Below are 18,990 nucleotides of genomic sequence, written 5' to 3'. Positions count from 1 at the left end.
CATGTCCGGCATGGCCCAGGAAATGGCGCAGGAAATCGAACTCAAGTTCCGGCTTGGGCCGCGCGCCGCCGCGCGCCTAGCCGCCCACCCGGCCCTGGCGGGCGAGGACAGCGTGCAGAGCCTGCGCTCCGTCTATTTCGACACGCCGGATCAGGCGCTGCGCCGCGCCGGCTGGGGCCTGCGCGTGCGCGCGACCGGCCGCGGCTTCGTCCAGACGCTGAAGGGCCAGACCGGCGGCGACGTCCTCAACCGCGCCGAATGGGAGACGCCCGTCCCCAGCGAGGCCCTGGACTGGCAGGCCGTCAAGACGACGCCCGCCGCCGCCCTGCTGAAGGGCCGCCGCCGCGACCTGTCGCCCCGCTTCGCCAGCACGGTGCGTCGCCGCGCCCGTCTGGTCGCCTTCGAGGGCGCCGTGATCGAGGCCGCCTATGACGAGGGCGAGCTGTCGGCGGGCGGCCGCGTCGAGCTCTTGCGCGAACTGGAGCTGGAGCTGAAGGACGGCCCGCCCCAGGCCCTGTTCGCCCTGGCCCGGCGCCTGTCGGCCGACGTCGCCCTGGTCCCCCTGTTCGAGAGCAAGGCCGAGCGCGGCTGGCGCCTGGCCGAGGGACAGGAGCGCGCGCCGCGCTCCACCGTCGCCGATCCCCTGCCCCGCGCCCTGAGCGCCGAGGCCGCCCTGCGCCGCACGGCCGTGGCCGCCCTTGGCCAGGTCTCGGCCAACGCCGAACTGCTGCGCCGGGTGCGGCGGCCCGAGGCCCTGCATCAGCTGCGCGTGGGCCTGCGTCGCCTGCGCGCCGCCCTGTCCGTGTTCGCCCCCCTGCTGGGCGAGGACGCCGCTCCCGTCGTCGCCGAGCTGAAATGGCTGGCGCATGAGACCGACGCCGCGCGCGATCTGGACGTCTTCATCCGCGACGTCTTCCACCCTGCCGCGCTGGAGACGCCCGATCCCGACCTCGCCCCCCTGGGCTTGCGCCTGCTGGCGGCCCGCAGCGGCGCCTATCGCCGGGCGATGGCGGCGATCGATTCGCCGCGCTACGCCGCCCTGATGTTCGAGACCCTGGCCTGGATCGAAACCGGCGCTTGGCGGACCGATCCCGACCCCGTGCGCGCCTGGCGCCGACAGCGGCCCGTCGCCGCCTTCGCCGCCGAGGCTCTGGAGCGATTGAGCCGGCGCGTGCGGCGCGGCGGGCGACGCCTGGACCAGTTGGACGTCGCCGGTCGCCACCGTCTGCGCATCCGCGTCAAACGCCTGCGCTATGCGGCCGAGTTCTTCACCGGCCTGTTCGACCGCCCCGGCCGCGAGCGGCGGTTCCGCGCAGGTCTGGAGCAGGTCCAGGAAGCCTTCGGCGCCCTCAACGACCTGGCCGTGGCGCGCGACCGCATCCCCGCCGAGGCCCGGCTGACCTCGCCCGAGATCGCCTTCGCCGCCGGACGCCTGATCGGCCGCCGCGAACAGAGCGCCGCCGCCCTGCACGCCGCCTCAAGCCGCGCCTTCGCCCGCCTGTCTCGCGCCCGGCGCTTCTGGCGGTAAGGCTTGCGACTAAATCGGTCGCATCGCGATAAATGTTCTCGTTCGGTTCACGAGAACATCTTGCGAACGAGAACAAACCATGTCCATAGTCCGGCTCAACGAGGGAGCGGGTCCGTGGCGGGTCTCTCCCGAAGTCAGATGGGAATCATGGCAAGGGAGAGAAAACCAATGTCACAGGCGGCACTGAAGCTCGTGGGTAAAGAAGACGGCGACAAACAACGCGCTCTAGAGGCGGCGATCGCACAGATCGATCGCGCCTTCGGCAAGGGCTCGGTCATGAAACTGGGCAAGGCCGGACAGGTGGCCGAGATCGAAAGCGTCTCGACCGGCTCTCTGGGTCTCGACATGGCGCTCGGCATCGGCGGCCTGCCGGTCGGCCGGGTGATCGAGGTGTTCGGCCCCGAATCCTCGGGCAAGACGACGCTCGCCCTGCACACCGTGGCCGAGGTCCAGAAGAAGGGCGGCGTGGCCGCCTTCGTCGATGCCGAACACGCGCTGGACCCGGTCTACGCCCAGAAGCTGGGCGTCAACCTCGACGACCTGCTGGTGTCGCAGCCCGATGCGGGCGAGCAGGCGCTGGAGATCGTCGACACCCTGGTGCGCTCGGGCGCCGTGGACATCGTGGTGGTCGACTCCGTCGCGGCCCTGACGCCCCGCGCGGAAATCGAGGGCGAGATGGGCGACAGCCTGCCCGGCCTTCAGGCCCGCCTGATGTCGCAGGCCCTGCGCAAGCTGACGGCCTCCATCTCCAAGTCCAAGTGCATCGTCCTGTTCATCAACCAGATCCGTCACAAGATCGGCGTCATGTACGGCTCGCCGGAAACGACGACGGGCGGCAATGCGCTGAAGTTCTACGCCTCGGTGCGCCTGGACATCCGCCGCACCGGCGCGATCAAGAACCGCGACGAGGTGGTCGGCAACACCACCCGCGTCAAGGTCGTCAAGAACAAGGTCGCCCCGCCGTTCCGCGAGGTCATCTTCGACATCATGTACGGCGAGGGCATCTCCAAGATCGGCGAGATCATCGACCTGGGCGTCAAGGCCAACATCATCGAGAAGTCCGGCTCCTGGTTCTCCTACGACTCGACCCGCATCGGTCAGGGTCGCGAGAACGCCAAGGAGTTCTTGAAGAACAACCCCGACATGGCCCTCGCCATCGAAAAGGCCGTCCGCCAGTCCACGGCCAAGATCGCCGACGACATGCTGGGCGCGCCCGAGCCCGACGAAGGTCAGGATTTGGAGGGCTGATCCGCCACCCCCAACGCCGTCATCCTCGGGCTTGACCCGAGGATCCAGCCAGGCGCGTCCTCTTCCTTTCCAGCCGTGATCGCGCTGACGATCCGATCCTCGGTTCAAGCCCAAGGATGACGGCCGGAGGCAAGGGCACCCTGACGGCCAGAGCTTCTCCGTTCGCCGCCTCGCGACCCGCCTACCGACCCCGCGGGGCCGGTCGGACGGAGACCGGCCCGCCCGACCTGCGTCGGGCGGGCCTCTTTTTTTCCTAAGCTGAAAAAATTGACCTCAGCTCAAAGCGGTCCCCCAGGACGACACTCGTGCCCCCGCTCGGCCGTATAGTAAGGCGTAGGGAACAGGGGCGTAATTACCGTCACATTGCCTCCCGATTCCATGCAAACATCATTCCCATACCCCACGACGGTCGTCATGGATGCGTCCGAATAGAACGTATAATAGTACACATACTCCCAGGATTTGAACGCAACCGCCGGCGAAGCGGTCATGGCGAGAAGAATTCCGGACATTGCCAATTTGGCTAGCGTGCTCACGCGTATTCTCCCTAAATTAAAGTCTGAAACATCCACCAGACCAGCTCACATAACAACGATTCCTGATAAATGAGAAGGAACGCCATGCCCCCCGCCACCGCCGACCTCTGCGACGCCCACTCCGACGTGGTGAAGGTCTGCCAGACTCTCTTCCGCAGCTTCGGCCAGGTCGCGGCCTTCCACGGCCCGATCCGCACCCTCAGCGTGCTGGACGACAACGCTCTGGTCCGCCAGACGCTGGAGCGCCCCGGCCAAGGCGCGGTCCTGGTCGTCAACGGCGGTGGTTCGCTCAAACGCGCCCTGGTCGGCGACAATCTGGCGAAGCTGGCCATCGACAACGGCTGGGCCGGGATCGTCATCCACGGCGCCGTGCGCGACACAGCCGTGATCAACACCATGAACGTCGGCGTCAAAGCGCTTGGAACCGTTCCCCAGCGCGCGCACCGCGACGCCATCGGCGAGATCGACATCCCCACCGCCTTCGGCGGTGTCATCTTCACCCCCGGCGACTGGCTCTACGCCGACGAGGACGGCCTGATCGTCTCGCCGCGCCGCCTGCACGATTAGAGCGCTCTCGACCGTAAAAACGCAGCCCCGACCGCATGATCACGCGCCAGTGATGCGTTCGGCGCAAAATCCCTATATGACGCCGGTTCCGACATTCCTCCCGCGCGCCCGAGTTCCAGAGCGATACGCCCATGACCAGCCTGAAGCAGATCCGTTCCACCTTCCTCGACTACTTCGCCGCCGACGGCCACGAGAAGGTGCAGTCGGCTCCGCTCGTGCCGCAGAACGACCCGACCCTGCTGTTCGTCAACGCGGGCATGGTGCCGTTCAAGGACTACTTCACCGGCGCGGCGACCGCGCCCTACAACCGCGCCACCAGCTCGCAGAAATGCGTCCGCGCCGGGGGCAAGCACAACGACCTGGACAACGTCGGCTACACCGCGCGTCACCACACCTTCTTTGAAATGCTGGGCAATTTCTCGTTCGGCGACTACTTCAAGGACCACGCCATCGAGAGCGCTTGGGGCCTGCTGACCAAGGAGTTCGGCCTGGACCCCGCACGCCTGCTGGTCACCGTCTACCACACCGACGATCAGGCCTTCGACATCTGGAAGAAGGTGACGGGCTTCGCGGACGAGAAGATCATCCGCATCCCCACCAACGACAACTTCTGGGCCATGGGCGACAGCGGCCCCTGCGGCCCCTGCACCGAGATCTTCTACGACCACGGCGACCACATCTTCGGCGGCCCTCCCGGTTCGCCGGACGAGGACGGCGACCGCTTCGTCGAGATCTGGAACAACGTCTTCATGCAGTTCGAGAAGGAGAACGACGAGATCGTTCGCGAACTGCCCAAGAAGTCGGTCGACACCGGCATGGGTCTGGAGCGCATCGCCGCCGTGCTGCAGGGCGTCCACTCCAACTATGAAGTCGACCTGTTCCGCAACCTGATCGCGGCCTCGGAAGAGCTGACCAGCACCAAGGCCGAGGGCGAGCACGCCCCGTCGCACCGGGTCATCGCCGACCACCTGCGCTCGACCGCCTTCCTGATCGCCGACGGCGTGACGCCCTCGAACGAGGGCCGGGGCTATGTCCTGCGCCGCATCATGCGCCGCGCCATGCGCCACGCCCACCTGCTGGGCGCCGCCGACCCGCTGATGCACCGCCTGGTGCCGACCCTGGTGCAGGAGATGGGCGAGGCCTATCCCGAGTTGGGCCGCGCCCAGGCCTTCATCGAAGACACGCTGAAGCAGGAAGAGATCCGTTTCCGCACCACCCTGGGCCGCGGCATGAACCTGTTCGATCAGGCCACGACCGACTTCAAGGCCGGCGACATGCTGGACGGCCAAACCGCCTTCACCCTCTACGACACCTACGGCTTCCCGCTGGACCTGACGCAGGACGAGGCCCGCCGTCGCGGCTTCAGCGTCAACGTCGACGGCTTCGAATCCGCCATGGCTGAACAGCGCGACCGCTCGCGCGAGCACTGGAAGGGCTCGGGCCAGACGGCCTCGGCCGGGGCCTGGCTGGCCCTGCGCGACCAGCACGGCGGCACGGAGTTCACCGGCTATGAGTCCGAGACCGGCGAAGGCAAGGTTCTGGCCATCGTCAAGGACGGCGCCGAAGCTGCGTCCGCCGCGACCGGGGAGACGGTCGAGGTGCTGCTGGACAAGACCCCCTTCTACGGCGAAGGCGGCGGCCAGGCGGGCGACAAGGGCGCCTTCGTCTGGAGCGGCGGCGAAGGCCGCGTTCTCGACACCAAGAAGCACGGCGGCGACCTGCACGTTCACACGCTGGAAGTGACCCAGGGCGCGCTGGCGACCGGCGCGGTCGTGACCGCCACGGTCGAGGAAGGCTCGCGTCCGACCACCCGCGCCAACCACTCGGCCGCCCACCTGTTCCACGCCGCCGTCAAGAACGTGCTGGGCGCCCACGTCGCCCAGAAGGGCCAGATGGTCGACGCCGAGCGCATGCGCTTCGACTTCAGCCACAACGCCCCGATGACGGACGAGGAAATCGCCCGCGTCGAGGACGAGGTGAACGCCGTCATCCGCCAGAACGTCCCGGTCACGACCGAGCTGATGACGCCCGACGCCGCCATCGCGGCGGGCGCCGTGGCCCTGTTCGGCGAGAAGTACGGCGATGAGGTCCGCGTCCTGACCATCGGCCGCGCCCTGAACGGCCCCGGCGCCTATTCGGTCGAGCTGTGCGGCGGCACCCACGTCTTCCGCACCGGCGACATCGCCCTGTTCAAGATCGTGTCTGAAGGCGGCGTGGCCGCCGGCGTGCGCCGCGTCGAGGCCCTGACCGGCGAGGCGGCCCGCCGCTTCCTGCTGGATCAGGCCAACGTCGCCCGCCATCTGGCGCAGGGCTTCAAGATCCAGCCCGCCGAGGTTCCGGCCCGCGTCGAGGGCCTGCAGGCCTCAGTCAAGACGCTGGAGAAGCAGGTCGCCGACCTGAAGAAGCAGTTGGCCCTGGGCGGCGGCGCGGGCGCCAATGCGGCCCCCGAAGAGATCAACGGCGTCAAGCTGATCGCCCGCGTTCTGGATGGCGTCGACGGCAAGGGCCTGCGCGGCGTGGCCGAGGACTTCAAGAAGCAGATCGGCTCGGGCGTCGTCGCCCTGGTCGGCGTCACCGACGGCAAGGCGGCTATCACCGTCGCCGCCACGCCGGACATGGCGGGCAAGGTCAACGCGGCCGACCTGGCCCGCGACGCCGTCATCGCCATGGGCGGCAAGGGCGCAGGCGGCAAGCCCGACTTCGCCCAGGGCGGCGCCCCGGACGGCTCCAAGGCCGAGGACGGCCTGAACGCCATCCGCGCCGCGCTGAAGGGCTGATCGCCCGCACAGGCTGAAACAGGAAAGGGCGGCGCATTCGGTGCGCCGCCCTTTTTCTTTCCTCCCCATGCAATGGGGAGGGGGACCGCGAAGCGGTGGAGGGGCTTACGGCAGCGGAACCAAGCAGCCCCTCCGTCTCGTCGGCTGCGCCGCCGATCCACCTCCCCATTTCATGGGGAGGAGAAACCTACTCCGGCGCCCCCAGATCAATCGCCGCCAGCTTCCAGCCGAACAGGTTACGGCGCTTCATCAGCAGCGACACCGCCTCGTCCGGCTGGTCGTCGCGGGTCAGGGTGACGGCGAAGGTGTCCAGGTCGCGATAGCCCCACGACTGCCGCACGCGGTCATGGTCGCTCTTCGCCTTCGGCTCCGTTTCGACCGAAAGCGCGGGTTTGGGCGCCCGTCCCTCCTGCACCATCATGGAGATCGCCTGCGGGGTGACGAAGGCGTCCACCGCCCCGCCGACGATGGCGGGCGCCAGCAGCATGCCCAGGCCCGACAGGCCGCTGTCGGCCATGCGCGGGTCATTGCGCATCTCGGCCATCATGCGGGCGTTCAGTTCGTCCTTCAGACTGGCGCGGAAGGCGGGAAAGTCCACCTGGCGCTCCAGCCCTTTTTCATCCCCCGCCTTCGCCGCCTGGATCAACGACCGCGCCGCCAGCAAGGGCGATGCGGCGTAGGCGACCACAAGGACTGCGGCCGCAGCCACCCCCAGACGAATGATCAGTTTGCGATTCATCGGCCCTCCCCTGCCTTACGAACGCGACCAGACGACGACGAAACGGCGTCAAAATCCCCAAGAGTATTAGGGACATGGATCGCTGGCCGGTTCAATGCGTGTTTTCACCGGCTCTCTTTCCAGGCGAACCTGACGATGGGGTGAGGCAAACATTGACTACCGCTCATCCCGGCGGACGCCGGGACCCAGTGGTTTGGCTTCAGGCACCCCAGATCAGCGGATAGGACGCAGCGTGGCGCTCTCACTGGATCCCGGCGTCCGCCGGGATGAGCGGAATAGGGAAGCGATAAGCGCACAACAAAAAGGCCCGCCGGATCGCTCCAGCGGGCCTTGATGTCATTCTGAGCTAAGCTCAGCCGATGCCCGGCAGAGCCTTCTTCAGGTTCTCGGACACCTTGTCCAGGAAGCCTTCGGTCGTCAGCCAGGACTGCTGATCGCCGACCAGCAGGGCCAGATCCTTGGTCATGAAGCCCGACTCGACGGTCTCGACGACCACGCGCTCCAGCGTATCGGCGAACTCGGCCAGCTCGGCGTTGCCGTCCAGCTTGGCGCGGTGCTTGAAGCCGCGGGTCCAGGCGAAGATCGAGGCGATCGAGTTGGTCGAGGTGGCCTCGCCCTTCTGATGCTGGCGATAGTGACGGGTGACGGTGCCGTGGGCGGCCTCGGTCTCCATGACCTTGCCGTCCGGCGTCATCAGCACCGAGGTCATCAGGCCCAGCGAACCGAAGCCCTGCGCCACGATGTCCGACTGCACGTCGCCGTCGTAGTTCTTGCACGCCCAGACGAAGCCGCCCGACCACTTGATCGCGGCCGCGACCATGTCGTCGATCAGGCGGTGCTCATAGGTCAGGCCGCGCTTCTTGAATTCCTCGGCGTAGTCGGCGTCGAAGACTTCCTGGAAGATGTCCTTGAAGCGGCCGTCGTAGGCTTTCAGGATGGTGTTCTTGGTCGACAGATAGACCGGGTAGTTGCGCTGCAGGCCATAGGCGAACGAAGCGTGGGCGAACTCGCGGATCGAGGCGTCCAGGTTGTACATGCCCATGGCGACGCCGGCGCCCGGCGACTTGTAGACCTCGTGCTCAATGACCTGGCCGTCGTCGCCGACGAACTTGATGGTCAGGGTGCCCGGTCCCGGCATCAGGAAGTCGGTGGCCTTGTACTGGTCGCCGAAGGCGTGACGGCCGACGACGATCGGCTGGGTCCAGCCCGGAACCAGACGCGGGACGTTCTTGCAGATGATCGGTTCGCGGAAGACCACGCCGCCCAGGATGTTGCGGATGGTGCCGTTCGGCGACTTCCACATCTTCTTCAGGCCGAACTCGGCGACGCGCGCCTCGTCCGGGGTGATGGTGGCGCACTTCACGCCGACGCCGTGCTTCTGGATGGCGTGGGCCGCGTCGATCGTGATCTGATCGTCGGTAGCGTCACGGCTTTCCATGCCGAGGTCGTAATAGTCGAGTTCGAGGTCCAGGTACGGGAAGACCAGCTTGTCCTTGATCATCTGCCAGATGATCCGGGTCATTTCGTCGCCGTCGATGTCCACGATGGGATTGGCGACCTTGATCTTGGCCATGCTTACGCCTCTGTCTCTCAGGGGAAGGAATTCGGTGCAGGGGGATATAGCGACCCCGGCGCGCGGGCGCAAAGGGGACGAAAGCCGCACGGCCGGAACGGCGGGCCGGAACGAAACGACGGCTTGGCCGCTAGGCTTTTTCACGGCTACGCTTGGCGTCGCCGGTCGATCAAAACGCATGGAACGCCTGATGACGCTTCGCCGCCTGCGGTTCGCCGCCTCCGTCGCTCTGCTTCCCCTGGCCCTGGCCGCCTGCAAGGGACGTGAGGCCGCCGCCACGCCCGAAACGCCTGCCGCGCCGCCTCCCGCAGAAGCCGCCGCCGCGCCCGCCGTTCAGACCGCGGCCGCCAACCCGCCCAGCGTGACGCGCGAGTTCCGCGACTGGACCGCCACCTGCGACAACACCAACCACTGCGTCGCCTTCGGACCGGGCGAGAATGAGATGGGCTTCGTCCTCGTCTCGCTCGCCCCCGGCCCCGAGGCGCGGCCCGCCGTCCACATGGGCGGCTGGGGCCTGGAGGATGGCGAAGGCTCCGTCTACGCCGAGATCGACGGCCATCGCCATGCGGGCCAGAACACCAAGATGGACGAGGAAGGCGACGTCATCGCCTTCAACACCCCCTCGGGCCAGCTGATGAACGGCCTGGGCAACGGCTCCTTCATGGCGCTGCGACGCGGCGACAAGCAGATCAAGGTCAGCCTGGGCGGGGCCGCCGCCGCCTTCCTGTGGATCGACGAGCGTCAGGGGCGGCTAGGCACGACCACCGCCCTGATCCGTCGCGGCGACCGCCCGGCCTCCAGCGTCCCCGCCGCCCCGGCCGCGCCGCGCGTGACTGTGGCCGCCGCCGTGTCCCAGAACGGCCTGGTGCAGGACGACCTGTCGCCGGCGCTGCTGGCCCACCCCAAGGTCAAGGAATGCCTGGCGACGAGCCGCAAGGGCGAACGCTTCGAGCCGGACGTCGAGGTCGCACGCCTAGCCTCCGACAAGCTGCTGTGGAGCGTGCCGTGCGGCGAGGGCGCCTACAACTTCACCCAGGTCTATTTCATCACCCCGGCGGACGGGACCGCGCCCCAGCTGGTCGTCTTCCCCACGGCCACGAGCAGCCACGACGAACTGGTCAACAGCCGCTATGATCCCAAGACTCGCACCCTGTTCGCCTTCGGACGCGGGCGCGGCATCGGCGACTGCGGCCGCATGGGCACCTGGGCCTGGACCGGCGAAGGCTTCGCCCTGCTGAACGAGAAAAACATGCCCAGCTGTACGGCCATACCTCAAGATCTGTGGCCGACCACCTGGCGCGCAATCGAAGGCTAAGTCATGAAATTCAATACTGTTTTAGGCGTCTCCGCCCTGGGGTTGGCCCTCATGGCGGGGCTGCCGCCCAACGAGGCTTCGGCCCAGACCCAATGCCCGGTCGGCACGGCGACCGGGTCGGCGACCTGCGCCCCGGACGCCCCCCAGGGCGTGGACACCAGCACCATGGGCTATCGCGAGCGCGTCGAGGGCCTGGGGGCCTTTGCGTTCAACACCGACACCGGCGCGGTCTATCCCTATGTCCTGCAGGGCCACAACATAGAAGCGGCCATGTTCAACGCCATGCGCAAGTGCGAGCAGCCGGACCATGCCTGGGGCGTCAGCATGCGCGCGCCGACCGAGCCTGACGCCAACTGCGCGCCGGTGGCGTCCTGGCGCAACGCCTGTTCGGCCGTGGCCTCCGGCCAGATCGACGGCTTGACCCGCTTTTTCTCTACGCCGGCGCGCAACGCCCGCACGGCCCGCGCCAACGCCCTCAGCCAGTGTCAGGCCAGCGGCGGCGCCGACTGCGCCATGGCCCACGACGCCGTCTGCACCGCGCGATCCACCCGCACCACCCGCTATTGACGACCGTCCCTAGGCATAGATCGGACCGATAAAAAAGGGCCGGAGGATCAACCTCCGGCCCTTCCTGTTTCTAGGAGGCGCTTAGGCGCGCATCCGCCCTTCCAGCACCGCCAGCGGCAGGGAGCCGCTGCCCAGCACCTTGTCATGGAAGGCGCGTAGGTCGAAGCCCGGCTTGGCTTGCGCCTCTTCGCGCAGGCGCGCGATCACCGTGTGGCCGACCTTGTAGGCGCAGGCCTGGCCGGGCCAGACCGAATAGCGGTTGATCTCGCTGTTCGAGGCGTCCAGCGGCTTGGCGCCCGAAGCCGCCATATAGTCGACCGCCTGCTCGCGGCTCCAGCGTTCGGAGTGGATGCCGGTGTCGACCACCAGACGCACGGCGCGGAACAGATAGGACATCAGGAAACCGACCCGGCCCAGCGGATCGGCGGCGTAGGCGTCCAGGTCGTTGGCCGCCACCGCCTCGGCGTACAGCGCCCAGCCCTCGTTGAAAGCCGAGAAGCCGCCCGCGCGGCGCCATTGCGGCAGCTCCCCCGACTCGCGTTGCAGCGCCACCTGCAGGTGGTGGCCCGGCGAGGCCTCGTGATAGGTCAGGGTCGGCAGGGCGAACTTCGGCCAGTTCCCGCTGTCGCGCAGGTTGATGTAGTAGGCGCCCGGACGCGAGCCATCCAGCGGCGGTCCCTGATAGTATCCGCCCGGCGCGCCCGACTGGATCGACACCGGCACGCGGCGCACCTCGACGTGGGTCTTGGGCAGGCGGCCGAAGACAGCGGGCAGTTTGGGCTCCAGCGCGGCGACCTGTTCGTTCAGCCAGGCCAGCAGCTCTGCCTTGCCCGCATCGGTGTTGGGGAACAGCTGGGCTGGGTCTTTGTTCAGCGCCTGGACGCGCTCGCCGACCGTGCCCTGGGTATAGCCCTGCGACTTCAGGATGCCGTCGATCTCGGCGCTGATCTCGGCCACCTGCTCGCGGCCCATGGCGTGGATTTCCTTGGCCGAGAGGGTGGTCGTGGTGTTCGACTTCAGCCCGGCGGCGTAGAAGGCCTCGCCGTCAGGCAGGCGCCACACGCCCGCATCGTGCACGGCGTCGGGGCGGATCTTCTCCAGCGCCTCGATCTGGCGGGCCAGGGCGGGCTTGATCTTCTGATCGACCAGGGCGACAGCGCGCGCGTCATAGCCCGACAGGTTCAGCGCCCCGACCTTGCGGGCCAGCGACTTGATCATGGACATGTCCGCGGCCGACGTATCGCGCAGGGTGCGGATCTGCGGCAGCATCCGGTCGATGATGAAGTCCGGCGGAATGACGCCCAGCCCGGCGTCTTCACGGATCTTGGCCGTCTCGCCGTCCAGCACGCCCGCGAAGGCGTCCAGGCGCGACAGGAAGGCGTCGGCGCCCGCCGCGTCCTCGATGCGGTGCTGGTTGTCCATGAAGTCGGGCGTCGAGAAATAGGCGCCCGACAGCTGGGTCACGACATAGGGAGACGGACGGCCCGGCCCGGCGCCGTAGGCGAAGCGCGCCGTCTCGGCCGAGGTCTGACGCCCGAAAGAGGCGATGGCGTAGTTCAGCGCCCCGGCCTCGGACAGGCCGGTCTGGTCGAAGGCGCGCAGCTCGGCCCAGCGGCTGACCGCCTTGTCGCGGTCCTTGCGGATGGCGTCCGGCCCGGCTTCGCTCAGCTTGGACGACAGGCCCGCGCGGGCGCCCTTGTCCAGGCCCAGGTTGGTGGCGCGCTCGGGCGACTCGTCGATGTCAGCCTCGAACCAGCCGTCCAGCAGGGCGTTCAGGCGCGCATCGGCGTCCGACACGGCCGCGGCGGCTTGCGCCAGCGTCGGCGCGGCGACGGCGGTCGCGGCGGCGGTCAGAAGAAGGCGGCGGCGGTCGATCATTCGGATACTCCCCCAACGGAACCGCGCCGCGCCGGACGCCGCTCCCAAAGCTTACTGAAATGACGGACCGGCGCGCCCGTAAGAGGTCCAGCCGTCAGGCCGGGGTCCAGGCGTTCATGGTCCGCTCCAGAACCGTCAGCGGCACGCCGCCCAGGTTCAGACCCGTGTCATGGAAGCCCTTGATGTCGAAACGCGATCCCAGACGCTTCTTGGCGTCCTCGCGCAGGCGCACCCAGGTGGTGTGACCGACCTTGTAGCTGGACGCCTGGCCCGGCCAGACGCAGTAGCGCTCGACCTCGGTGGCGATGCTGGATTCCTGATCGCCCAGCGTATCGACCATGTAGCGGATGCCCTGTTCGCGGCTCCAGCGCTTGTGGTGCAGACCCGAGTCCACGACCAGACGCGCGGCGCGGAACATCAGCGACTGCAGATAGCCGATCTGACCGAAGGGATCGTTCTCATAGGCGCCGATCTCGTCCGCCAGCTGTTCCGCATACAGGCCCCAACCCTCGGAATAGGCCGAGAAGCCCATGACCTTCATCAGCAGCGGGGTGTCCGGCTTCTCCTGCTGCAGGGCGATCTGGAAGTGATGGCCCGGCACAGCCTCATGGTAGGTCAGGGTCGGCAGGGTCCACTTGGGCCACTCCGCCGTGTCGCGCAGATTGATGTAATAGGCGCCCGGTCGCGACCCATCCAGGGCCGGAGACTGGTAATAGCCGCCCGGCGCGCCGGCCTCGATGGCGGCCGGCACGCGCTTGATGTCGCAGGGCGATTTGGGCAGGCGGCCGAAGTATTCCGGCATGCGGGCCTGCATGGCGACCATCTGGACGTTCAGCTCCTTGATCAGCTCGTCCTTGGCCTCGTCCGTGTTCGGATAGACGAAGCGCGGATCCTTGCCGAGGGCGGCGATGCGCTCTCCGACCGAGCCCTGCGTCAGCCCCTGCGCCTTCAGCAGGGCGTCCGCGCGTGCGGAAATCTCCGCCACCTGCTCCAGACCCATCTGGTGCACCTCGTCCGGGGTCATGGAGGAGGTGGTGTAATACTTCAGGCCGAAGCGATAGTAGTCCTCGCCCTGGGGCAGACGCCAGACGCCTCCGTCGTGGGTCGCGCCCGAACGCACCGCCTTGAAGGCGTCGGCCTGGCGCTGGATGGCCGGATAGACCTCATTGGTCAGGATGGCCTGGGCCCGCGCGGCCCAGTCGCCGGAAATGTTCTTTTCGGCCGTGCGGCGCGCCAGCGACTGGGCCATGACCGAATCGGCGGCGGCCGTGCCGGTGATGGCGCCCATCTGGGTCAGGGTGCGGTCGATGACGAAGTCCGGCGGCACGGCGCCCGCTGCGAAGTCCGATTGCATTCGCGCCCGCTCGGCGTCCATGCCCTTGGCGAACTCGGACAGACGCGACAGATAGGCCTCGGCGTCGTCGGCCGTCTCGATCCGGTGCTGGCTGTCCAGGAAGTCCGGGATCTGCTGATAGGCCCCGCCCAACTGGCTGACGGTGTAGGGCGAGGGTGAGAAGCCGCCGCCGTAGGGGAAGCCGTAACCCGTCATCACCGTATCGCCGAAGAACTCCAGCGTGTCGTAATAGACCTGATCCGCGTCGTTCAGCTGGCCTCGGTCGAGGGCCTTCACCGCCTTCATGGCGTCGACAAACTTGACTTTGTCGGCGTCTATCTTGGCCTGAGAGCGATCGCTCAGCTTGAAGCGTGCGTCGGCCTTCGGTCCCCGGTCCATGCCCAGCATGGTCAGCAGTTCCGGGTCCGACAGCAGCATCTCGTCGGCGATGCGGTCCAAAAGGGCGTGGAACGCGGTCGTCGCCGCGTTCGGCGCGGCTTGCGTCAAGGCTGTCGAGGCCAGGGCGCGAACCGGGCCGACTGCCAGCGCCCCCCCGGCGGCGACCGACATCAACAGGCGGCGGCGATCCATCATGAGCTTTCCTCCCAAAAGCGATGGGCCGGGATGCTAGCGAAGCGATGGCCGCCCGCAAGGCTTGATCGTCGCCTTGCGGATTAAGTCTGCGTCATGCGCCCGATCTGGGCGCGCTCACATGGGCCTTGATGCAGTCGCGCACGGCGCGTTTCAGGTCGCCGGGCGCGTTCGGCTCGTCCACGCCCTCGGCGGCGAAGACGGCGCGGACGGCCGCATCCAGCCCCTTGGGCAGGGCGGCGATGACTTTCTTCTGTCCCTTCTCATGCAGGCAGAAGCCGACCTGGGTGCACAGGTCGGCGAACATGGAGTCGAAATCGGGGGCGGCGTCGGTCATCACACTCAGGCTTTCAGCCGCTTGGCGTGGAAGGCCACATGGTCGTCCACGAAGCTGGCCATGAAGAAGTAGGAGTGGTCATAGCCCGGCTGCATCCGCAGGGTCAGCCCCTGCCCGGCCTTTTCCGCCGCCGCCTTCAGCAGTTCCGGCTTCAGTTGATCGGTCAGGAAGGAATCCGCGTCGCCCTGATCCACCAGGATGTCGTCGAAAACGCCTTTCGCCGCCCCGCCTTCGATCAGCAGGGCTGCGTCATGTTTAGCCCATTCCGCCCGGTCCTCGCCCAGATAGGCGGAGAAAGCCTTCTCGCCCCACGGACAGCGCGTCGGCGACGAGATCGGCGCAAAGGCCGACACCGACTTGAACAGTTCGGGATGACGCAGCGCCAACGTCAGCGCCCCATGCCCGCCCATCGAATGGCCGAAGATCGAGCGCGTCTTCGTCGTCGGGAACGCCGCGTCGATCAGCTCGATCAGTTCGCCCGTGACATAGCTTTCCATGCGGAAATGCGGCGCCCACGGCGCCTCGGTCGCATCGACATAGAAGCCCGCGCCCTGCCCCAGATCATAGGCCGGATCGTCCGCCACGCCTTCCCCGCGCGGCGAGGTGTCCGGCGCGACGATGATGACGCCGTGTTCGGCGGCGGCCTTGTAGGCCCCAGCCTTGGTGGTGAAGTTGTCCTCGGTGCAGGTCAGGCCCGACAGCCAGATCAAGACCGGAAACGGCCCTTCCCCCGCCGGAACGAAGACCGACAGCGTCATGGGCGTGCCCGTCGTTGCGCTGTCGTGCTTCAGATAGCGCAGCGTCCCGCCGTGAACGACGTGGCTCTTGACCGTTTCCATCAGACTAAAAACTCCAGATCAGTCCGGCCAGACCCTGGCCATGAGGTCGTCATCGAGGACGCCGCCGTCTTCAGAGAAGTGCGCGTACCAGTCGCGCGGGATCGGGGCGACCGCCCCCTCGGGCTGCGCGCCGCCGCCCCAGGCGTCGAACTGCAGGCCGACCAGGATCGGTCCCTGCCGCACCGACGGCGCCGGAACCGCCCCGGCGGCGGCGGTCAGAGCCGCGACGACGTCCGGCTTCATCCCCGGCTCGCCGGTGACGACCCAGGCTCTGGACCGCTCGCCCGGCTTGACCATCAGCAGCATCATACCGGATGCGCCGGCCTGCGTTGGCTGAGCCTCGGCGGCGGCGGCGACCGCCTCGTCGACAGCGGCCAGATAGGGGGACAGGTCGGCGATCGCGACCCGCTCCTTCATCACCCGATCCGGCAGATACAGCACCACCTTCTTGCGGACCCAGGCCTGCGCCGACGCCTCCGCGGGCGCGGGCGCCTCGCCCTGACTGCAGGCGGCGAGCGCCCCGACGGCCGCAACCGCCATGATCGACGCAACCGCCGCCTTCGCCTTCATCGCCTCAACCCTCAGCCCGGCCGGTGAACGGCGCAGATCTTGTTGCCCGCCGGATCGCGCAGATAGGCCAGGTGCATGGGTCCGAAAGGCGTATTGCGCGGGCCGGCCGGATCTTCGATCGCCGTACCGCCCGCCGCAACCCCGGCCTCAGCGAAGGCGACGACCGCCTCAGGGCTGCCGGCGAAGAAGCCGATGGTGCCGCCGTTGGCGTGGCAGGCCGCCTCGCCGTTGCGCGGCTTGACCACGCCCAGCATCCCGCGCGGCGTCATGTACCAGACGCCCGGCATCGGCGCCTCGCTGGGCGTGCCCGGCTGATGGCCCAGCGCGCCCAGAACGGCGTCGTAGAATTTGTGCGAGGCTTCAAGGTCATTGGCCCCGACGGTGACGTGCGTAAACATGGTGATCCTCCCAGATCCGCCCGGCCATTGCGCCGGGCGCGGCAAGCTAAGCCGACAAGGTTTCGTTTGGCAACGAACTTTGCTGCACTTGCTCAGTGCGCCCTCAATCAGGGCGCGCCTGTCATCAGAAGACGATGACCGAACGAATGCTCTTGCCTTCATGCATCAAATCGAAGGCCTCGTTAATCCGCTCCAGCGGCAGGGTGTGCGTGATCATCGGGTCGATCTCGATCTTGCCGTCCATGTACCAGTCGACGATCTTCGGCGTGTCGGTGCGGCCGCGCGCGCCGCCGAAGGCCGAGCCCTTCCAGACGCGACCCGTGACCAGCTGGAACGGACGGGTGGCGATCTCCTTGCCCGCCTCGGCCACGCCGATGATGACGCTCTCGCCCCACCCGCGGTGGCAGGCTTCCAACGCCTGACGCATGACCACGGTGTTGCCGGTGCAGTCGAAGGTGTAGTCGGCGCCGCCTCCGGTCAGCTCGACCAGATGGGCCACCACGTCCGACACATCCTTCGGATTGACGAAGTGGGTCATGCCGAAGCGACGGCCCCACTCCTCCTTGTCGCCGTTGATGTCGACGCCGATGATCATGTCGGCCCCGACCATCTTCAGCCCCTGGATGACGTTCAGGCCGATGCCGCCCAGGCCGAAGACCACGGCGTTGGCGCCCGGCTCGACCTTGGCCGTGTTGACCACCGCGCCCACGCCCGTCGTCACGCCGCAGCCGACGTAGCAGGCCTTGTCGAACGGCGCGTCCTTGCGGATCTTCGCCACCGCGATCTCGGGCAGGACCGTGTAGTTCGAGAAGGTCGAGCAGCCCATGTAGTGGTGAAGGGTCTGGCCCTTGTAGGAAAAACGCGAGGTGCCGTCCGGCATCAGCCCCTTGCCCTGCGTGCCCCGGATCGAGGTGCACAGGTTGGTCTTGCGGCTCAGGCACGACTTACACTGGCGGCATTCCGGCGTGTACAGCGGGATGACATGGTCGCCGACCGCAAGGCTGGTCACGCCCGGCCCCACCTCGACCACCACGCCCGCGCCCTCATGGCCCAGGATCGAGGGGAAGAGGCCCTCGCTGTCCAGACCGTCCAGCGTATAGGCGTCTGTGTGGCAGACGCCCGTCGCCTTGATCTCGATCAGCACCTCGCCCGCGCGCGGACCTTCCAGATCGACCTCGACGATCTCGAGCGGACGTTTGGCTTCGAACGCGACGGCGGCGCGGGTTTTCATGGGTCTTAGTCCTTCGGACGCCCCTAACGCTCGCGACGCGGTCGCTCGCTGCTTCAGGGGCATGAGGTGGGCGGGTGATTTGACGACCTTACTACGCCGCGCCGCGCTTGGCCGAAACGGCGACAACCGCAAAACATTATTGCTGTTGAGCAACAATCCTGATCCAACGTCCCGATGAGCCGCTGGGACGGGATCGACGAATTCACCGCTGTCGCCGAACAGGCCAGCTTCTCGGCCGCCGCCCGGCGCCTGGGCCTGTCGACCTCTGCCGTCAGCCGCGAGATCGCCCAGCTGGAGGATCGCCTTCAAACGCGCCTTCTCCACCGCACCACCCGCCGGGTCGAGCTGACCGACGCAGGCCGTGACTTCCTTTCCCGCTGCCGCCGCCTGATCGACGAGCGCGACGAGGCCCTGGCCGCCGTCCAGCCTGACGATCAGGCCCCGCGCGGCCTGCTGCGCATGACCTGTTCCGTCTCCTATGGCGAGCGCTTCATCGCGCCCGCCGTCAACGCCTTCGCGCGCCAGAACCCCGAGCTGCGGATCGAGCTCGACCTCGACAACCGCCTGCGCGATCTGGTCGGCGACGGCTATGATCTGGCGGTGCGGTTCGGCCATCTGACCGATTCCCGCCTGATGGCGCGGCGGCTGGCCTCGCGGCGGCTGATCCTGTGCGCCAGCCCCGACTATCTGGACCGCCGCGGCGCCCCGCGCGACCTGTCCGAGATCGCCAGCCACAACGGCCTGATCGGCTCGGCCGAGCACTGGCGCTTCACCGAGGCCGGGCGCGAAGTGACGCTTCGCCCCTCCGGCCGCTGGCGCTGCAACTCCGGTGCGGCGGTGCTGGACGCGGCCCTTCAGGGGCTGGGCCTGTGCCAACTGCCCGACTTCTACGTCGCAGAGGCCCTGTCAGCGGGCGCCCTCGTCTCCCTGCTGGACGAAGCCCGCCCGCCCGACGAAGGCGTC

Annotated in this window: 16 protein-coding genes; 7 read left to right on the top strand and 9 right to left on the bottom strand. The window is 67.8% G+C overall.

Going from position 1 to position 18,990, the window contains the following annotated elements:
* Position 1 precedes the first annotated feature (1 nt).
* The 4 genes from B3D50_RS11620 to alaS all read left to right on the top strand — a co-directional run bounded on the left by B3D50_RS11620 (position 2) and on the right by alaS (position 6,656).
* Positions 2 to 1,528: a CYTH and CHAD domain-containing protein gene (locus tag B3D50_RS11620; RefSeq protein ID WP_286951327.1), complete on the top strand. Its 1,527-nt coding sequence runs from the start codon at positions 2 to 4 to the stop codon at positions 1,526 to 1,528.
* 168 nt (positions 1,529 to 1,696) lie between these two features.
* A complete protein-coding gene (gene recA, locus B3D50_RS11615) occupies positions 1,697 to 2,776 on the top strand; it encodes a recombinase RecA (RefSeq protein WP_040346130.1) in 1,080 nt (359 codons plus the stop codon).
* A gap of 620 nt (positions 2,777 to 3,396) precedes the next feature.
* Complete coding sequence (rraA, locus tag B3D50_RS11610) at positions 3,397 to 3,879, top strand: ribonuclease E activity regulator RraA (protein WP_286951325.1); 483 nt, start codon at positions 3,397 to 3,399, stop codon at positions 3,877 to 3,879.
* A 131-nt stretch (positions 3,880 to 4,010) separates the two neighbouring features.
* The gene (gene alaS, locus B3D50_RS11605; RefSeq protein WP_286951323.1) at positions 4,011 to 6,656 is read left to right on the top strand and encodes an alanine--tRNA ligase; all 2,646 of its coding nucleotides are present in this window, start codon (positions 4,011 to 4,013) and stop codon (positions 6,654 to 6,656) included.
* Between the two features lie 187 nt (positions 6,657 to 6,843).
* Here alaS and B3D50_RS11600 read toward each other — a convergent pair whose 3' ends face one another.
* Positions 6,844 to 7,395 carry a DUF2939 domain-containing protein gene (locus tag B3D50_RS11600; protein WP_286951322.1) on the bottom strand — a complete coding sequence of 184 codons (552 nt, stop codon included), beginning with the start codon at positions 7,393 to 7,395 and terminating at the stop codon, positions 6,844 to 6,846.
* Between the two features lie 352 nt (positions 7,396 to 7,747).
* Positions 7,748 to 8,968, bottom strand: coding sequence for an NADP-dependent isocitrate dehydrogenase (locus B3D50_RS11595; protein ID WP_003166034.1), 1,221 nt, complete (start codon positions 8,966 to 8,968; stop codon positions 7,748 to 7,750).
* Positions 8,969 to 9,158: 190 nt separating this feature from the next.
* On the opposite strand from B3D50_RS11595, the gene B3D50_RS11590 reads away from it, so the two are divergent.
* Complete coding sequence (locus B3D50_RS11590; RefSeq protein WP_286951321.1) at positions 9,159 to 10,283, top strand: DUF1176 domain-containing protein; 1,125 nt, start codon at positions 9,159 to 9,161, stop codon at positions 10,281 to 10,283.
* A gap of 3 nt (positions 10,284 to 10,286) precedes the next feature.
* On the top strand, positions 10,287 to 10,850 hold the full coding sequence (locus tag B3D50_RS11585) for a DUF4189 domain-containing protein (RefSeq protein ID WP_286951320.1): 564 nt from the start codon (positions 10,287 to 10,289) through the stop codon (positions 10,848 to 10,850).
* Between the two features lie 81 nt (positions 10,851 to 10,931).
* Here the strand turns inward: B3D50_RS11585 and B3D50_RS11580 are convergent, their stop codons facing one another.
* The 7 genes from B3D50_RS11580 to B3D50_RS11550 all read right to left on the bottom strand — a co-directional run bounded on the left by B3D50_RS11580 (position 10,932) and on the right by B3D50_RS11550 (position 18,027).
* Complete coding sequence (locus B3D50_RS11580; protein ID WP_286951319.1) at positions 10,932 to 12,728, bottom strand: DUF885 domain-containing protein; 1,797 nt, start codon at positions 12,726 to 12,728, stop codon at positions 10,932 to 10,934.
* 94 nt (positions 12,729 to 12,822) lie between these two features.
* Entirely contained in the window at positions 12,823 to 14,655 is a 1,833-nt protein-coding gene (locus B3D50_RS11575) for a DUF885 domain-containing protein (RefSeq protein WP_286951318.1), read from the bottom strand.
* Between the two features lie 91 nt (positions 14,656 to 14,746).
* A complete protein-coding gene (locus B3D50_RS11570; protein ID WP_286951317.1) occupies positions 14,747 to 14,989 on the bottom strand; it encodes a hypothetical protein in 243 nt (80 codons plus the stop codon).
* A 5-nt stretch (positions 14,990 to 14,994) separates the two neighbouring features.
* Positions 14,995 to 15,828, bottom strand: coding sequence for an S-formylglutathione hydrolase (fghA, locus tag B3D50_RS11565; RefSeq protein ID WP_286951316.1), 834 nt, complete (start codon positions 15,826 to 15,828; stop codon positions 14,995 to 14,997).
* A gap of 18 nt (positions 15,829 to 15,846) precedes the next feature.
* Positions 15,847 to 16,368, bottom strand: coding sequence for a hypothetical protein (locus B3D50_RS11560; protein ID WP_286951315.1), 522 nt, complete (start codon positions 16,366 to 16,368; stop codon positions 15,847 to 15,849).
* Between the two features lie 41 nt (positions 16,369 to 16,409).
* Positions 16,410 to 16,796, bottom strand: a complete 387-nt coding sequence (locus B3D50_RS11555; protein ID WP_286951314.1) for a VOC family protein — start codon at positions 16,794 to 16,796, stop codon at positions 16,410 to 16,412.
* 124 nt (positions 16,797 to 16,920) lie between these two features.
* Positions 16,921 to 18,027, bottom strand: a complete 1,107-nt coding sequence (locus tag B3D50_RS11550) for an S-(hydroxymethyl)glutathione dehydrogenase/class III alcohol dehydrogenase (RefSeq protein ID WP_076223638.1) — start codon at positions 18,025 to 18,027, stop codon at positions 16,921 to 16,923.
* A 174-nt stretch (positions 18,028 to 18,201) separates the two neighbouring features.
* On the opposite strand from B3D50_RS11550, the gene B3D50_RS11545 reads away from it, so the two are divergent.
* A partial coding sequence (locus B3D50_RS11545) for a LysR family transcriptional regulator (protein ID WP_286951313.1) occupies positions 18,202 to 18,990 on the top strand: 789 nt, incomplete at its 3' end.

The sequence above is a fragment of the Brevundimonas sp. UBA7507 genome, from assembly GCF_002478355.1.
Taxonomy (GTDB): Bacteria; Pseudomonadota; Alphaproteobacteria; order Caulobacterales; family Caulobacteraceae; genus Brevundimonas; species Brevundimonas diminuta_D.
Note: the sequence above shows the minus strand (reverse complement) of the source record. Positions and strands in the feature narration are given on the sequence as shown.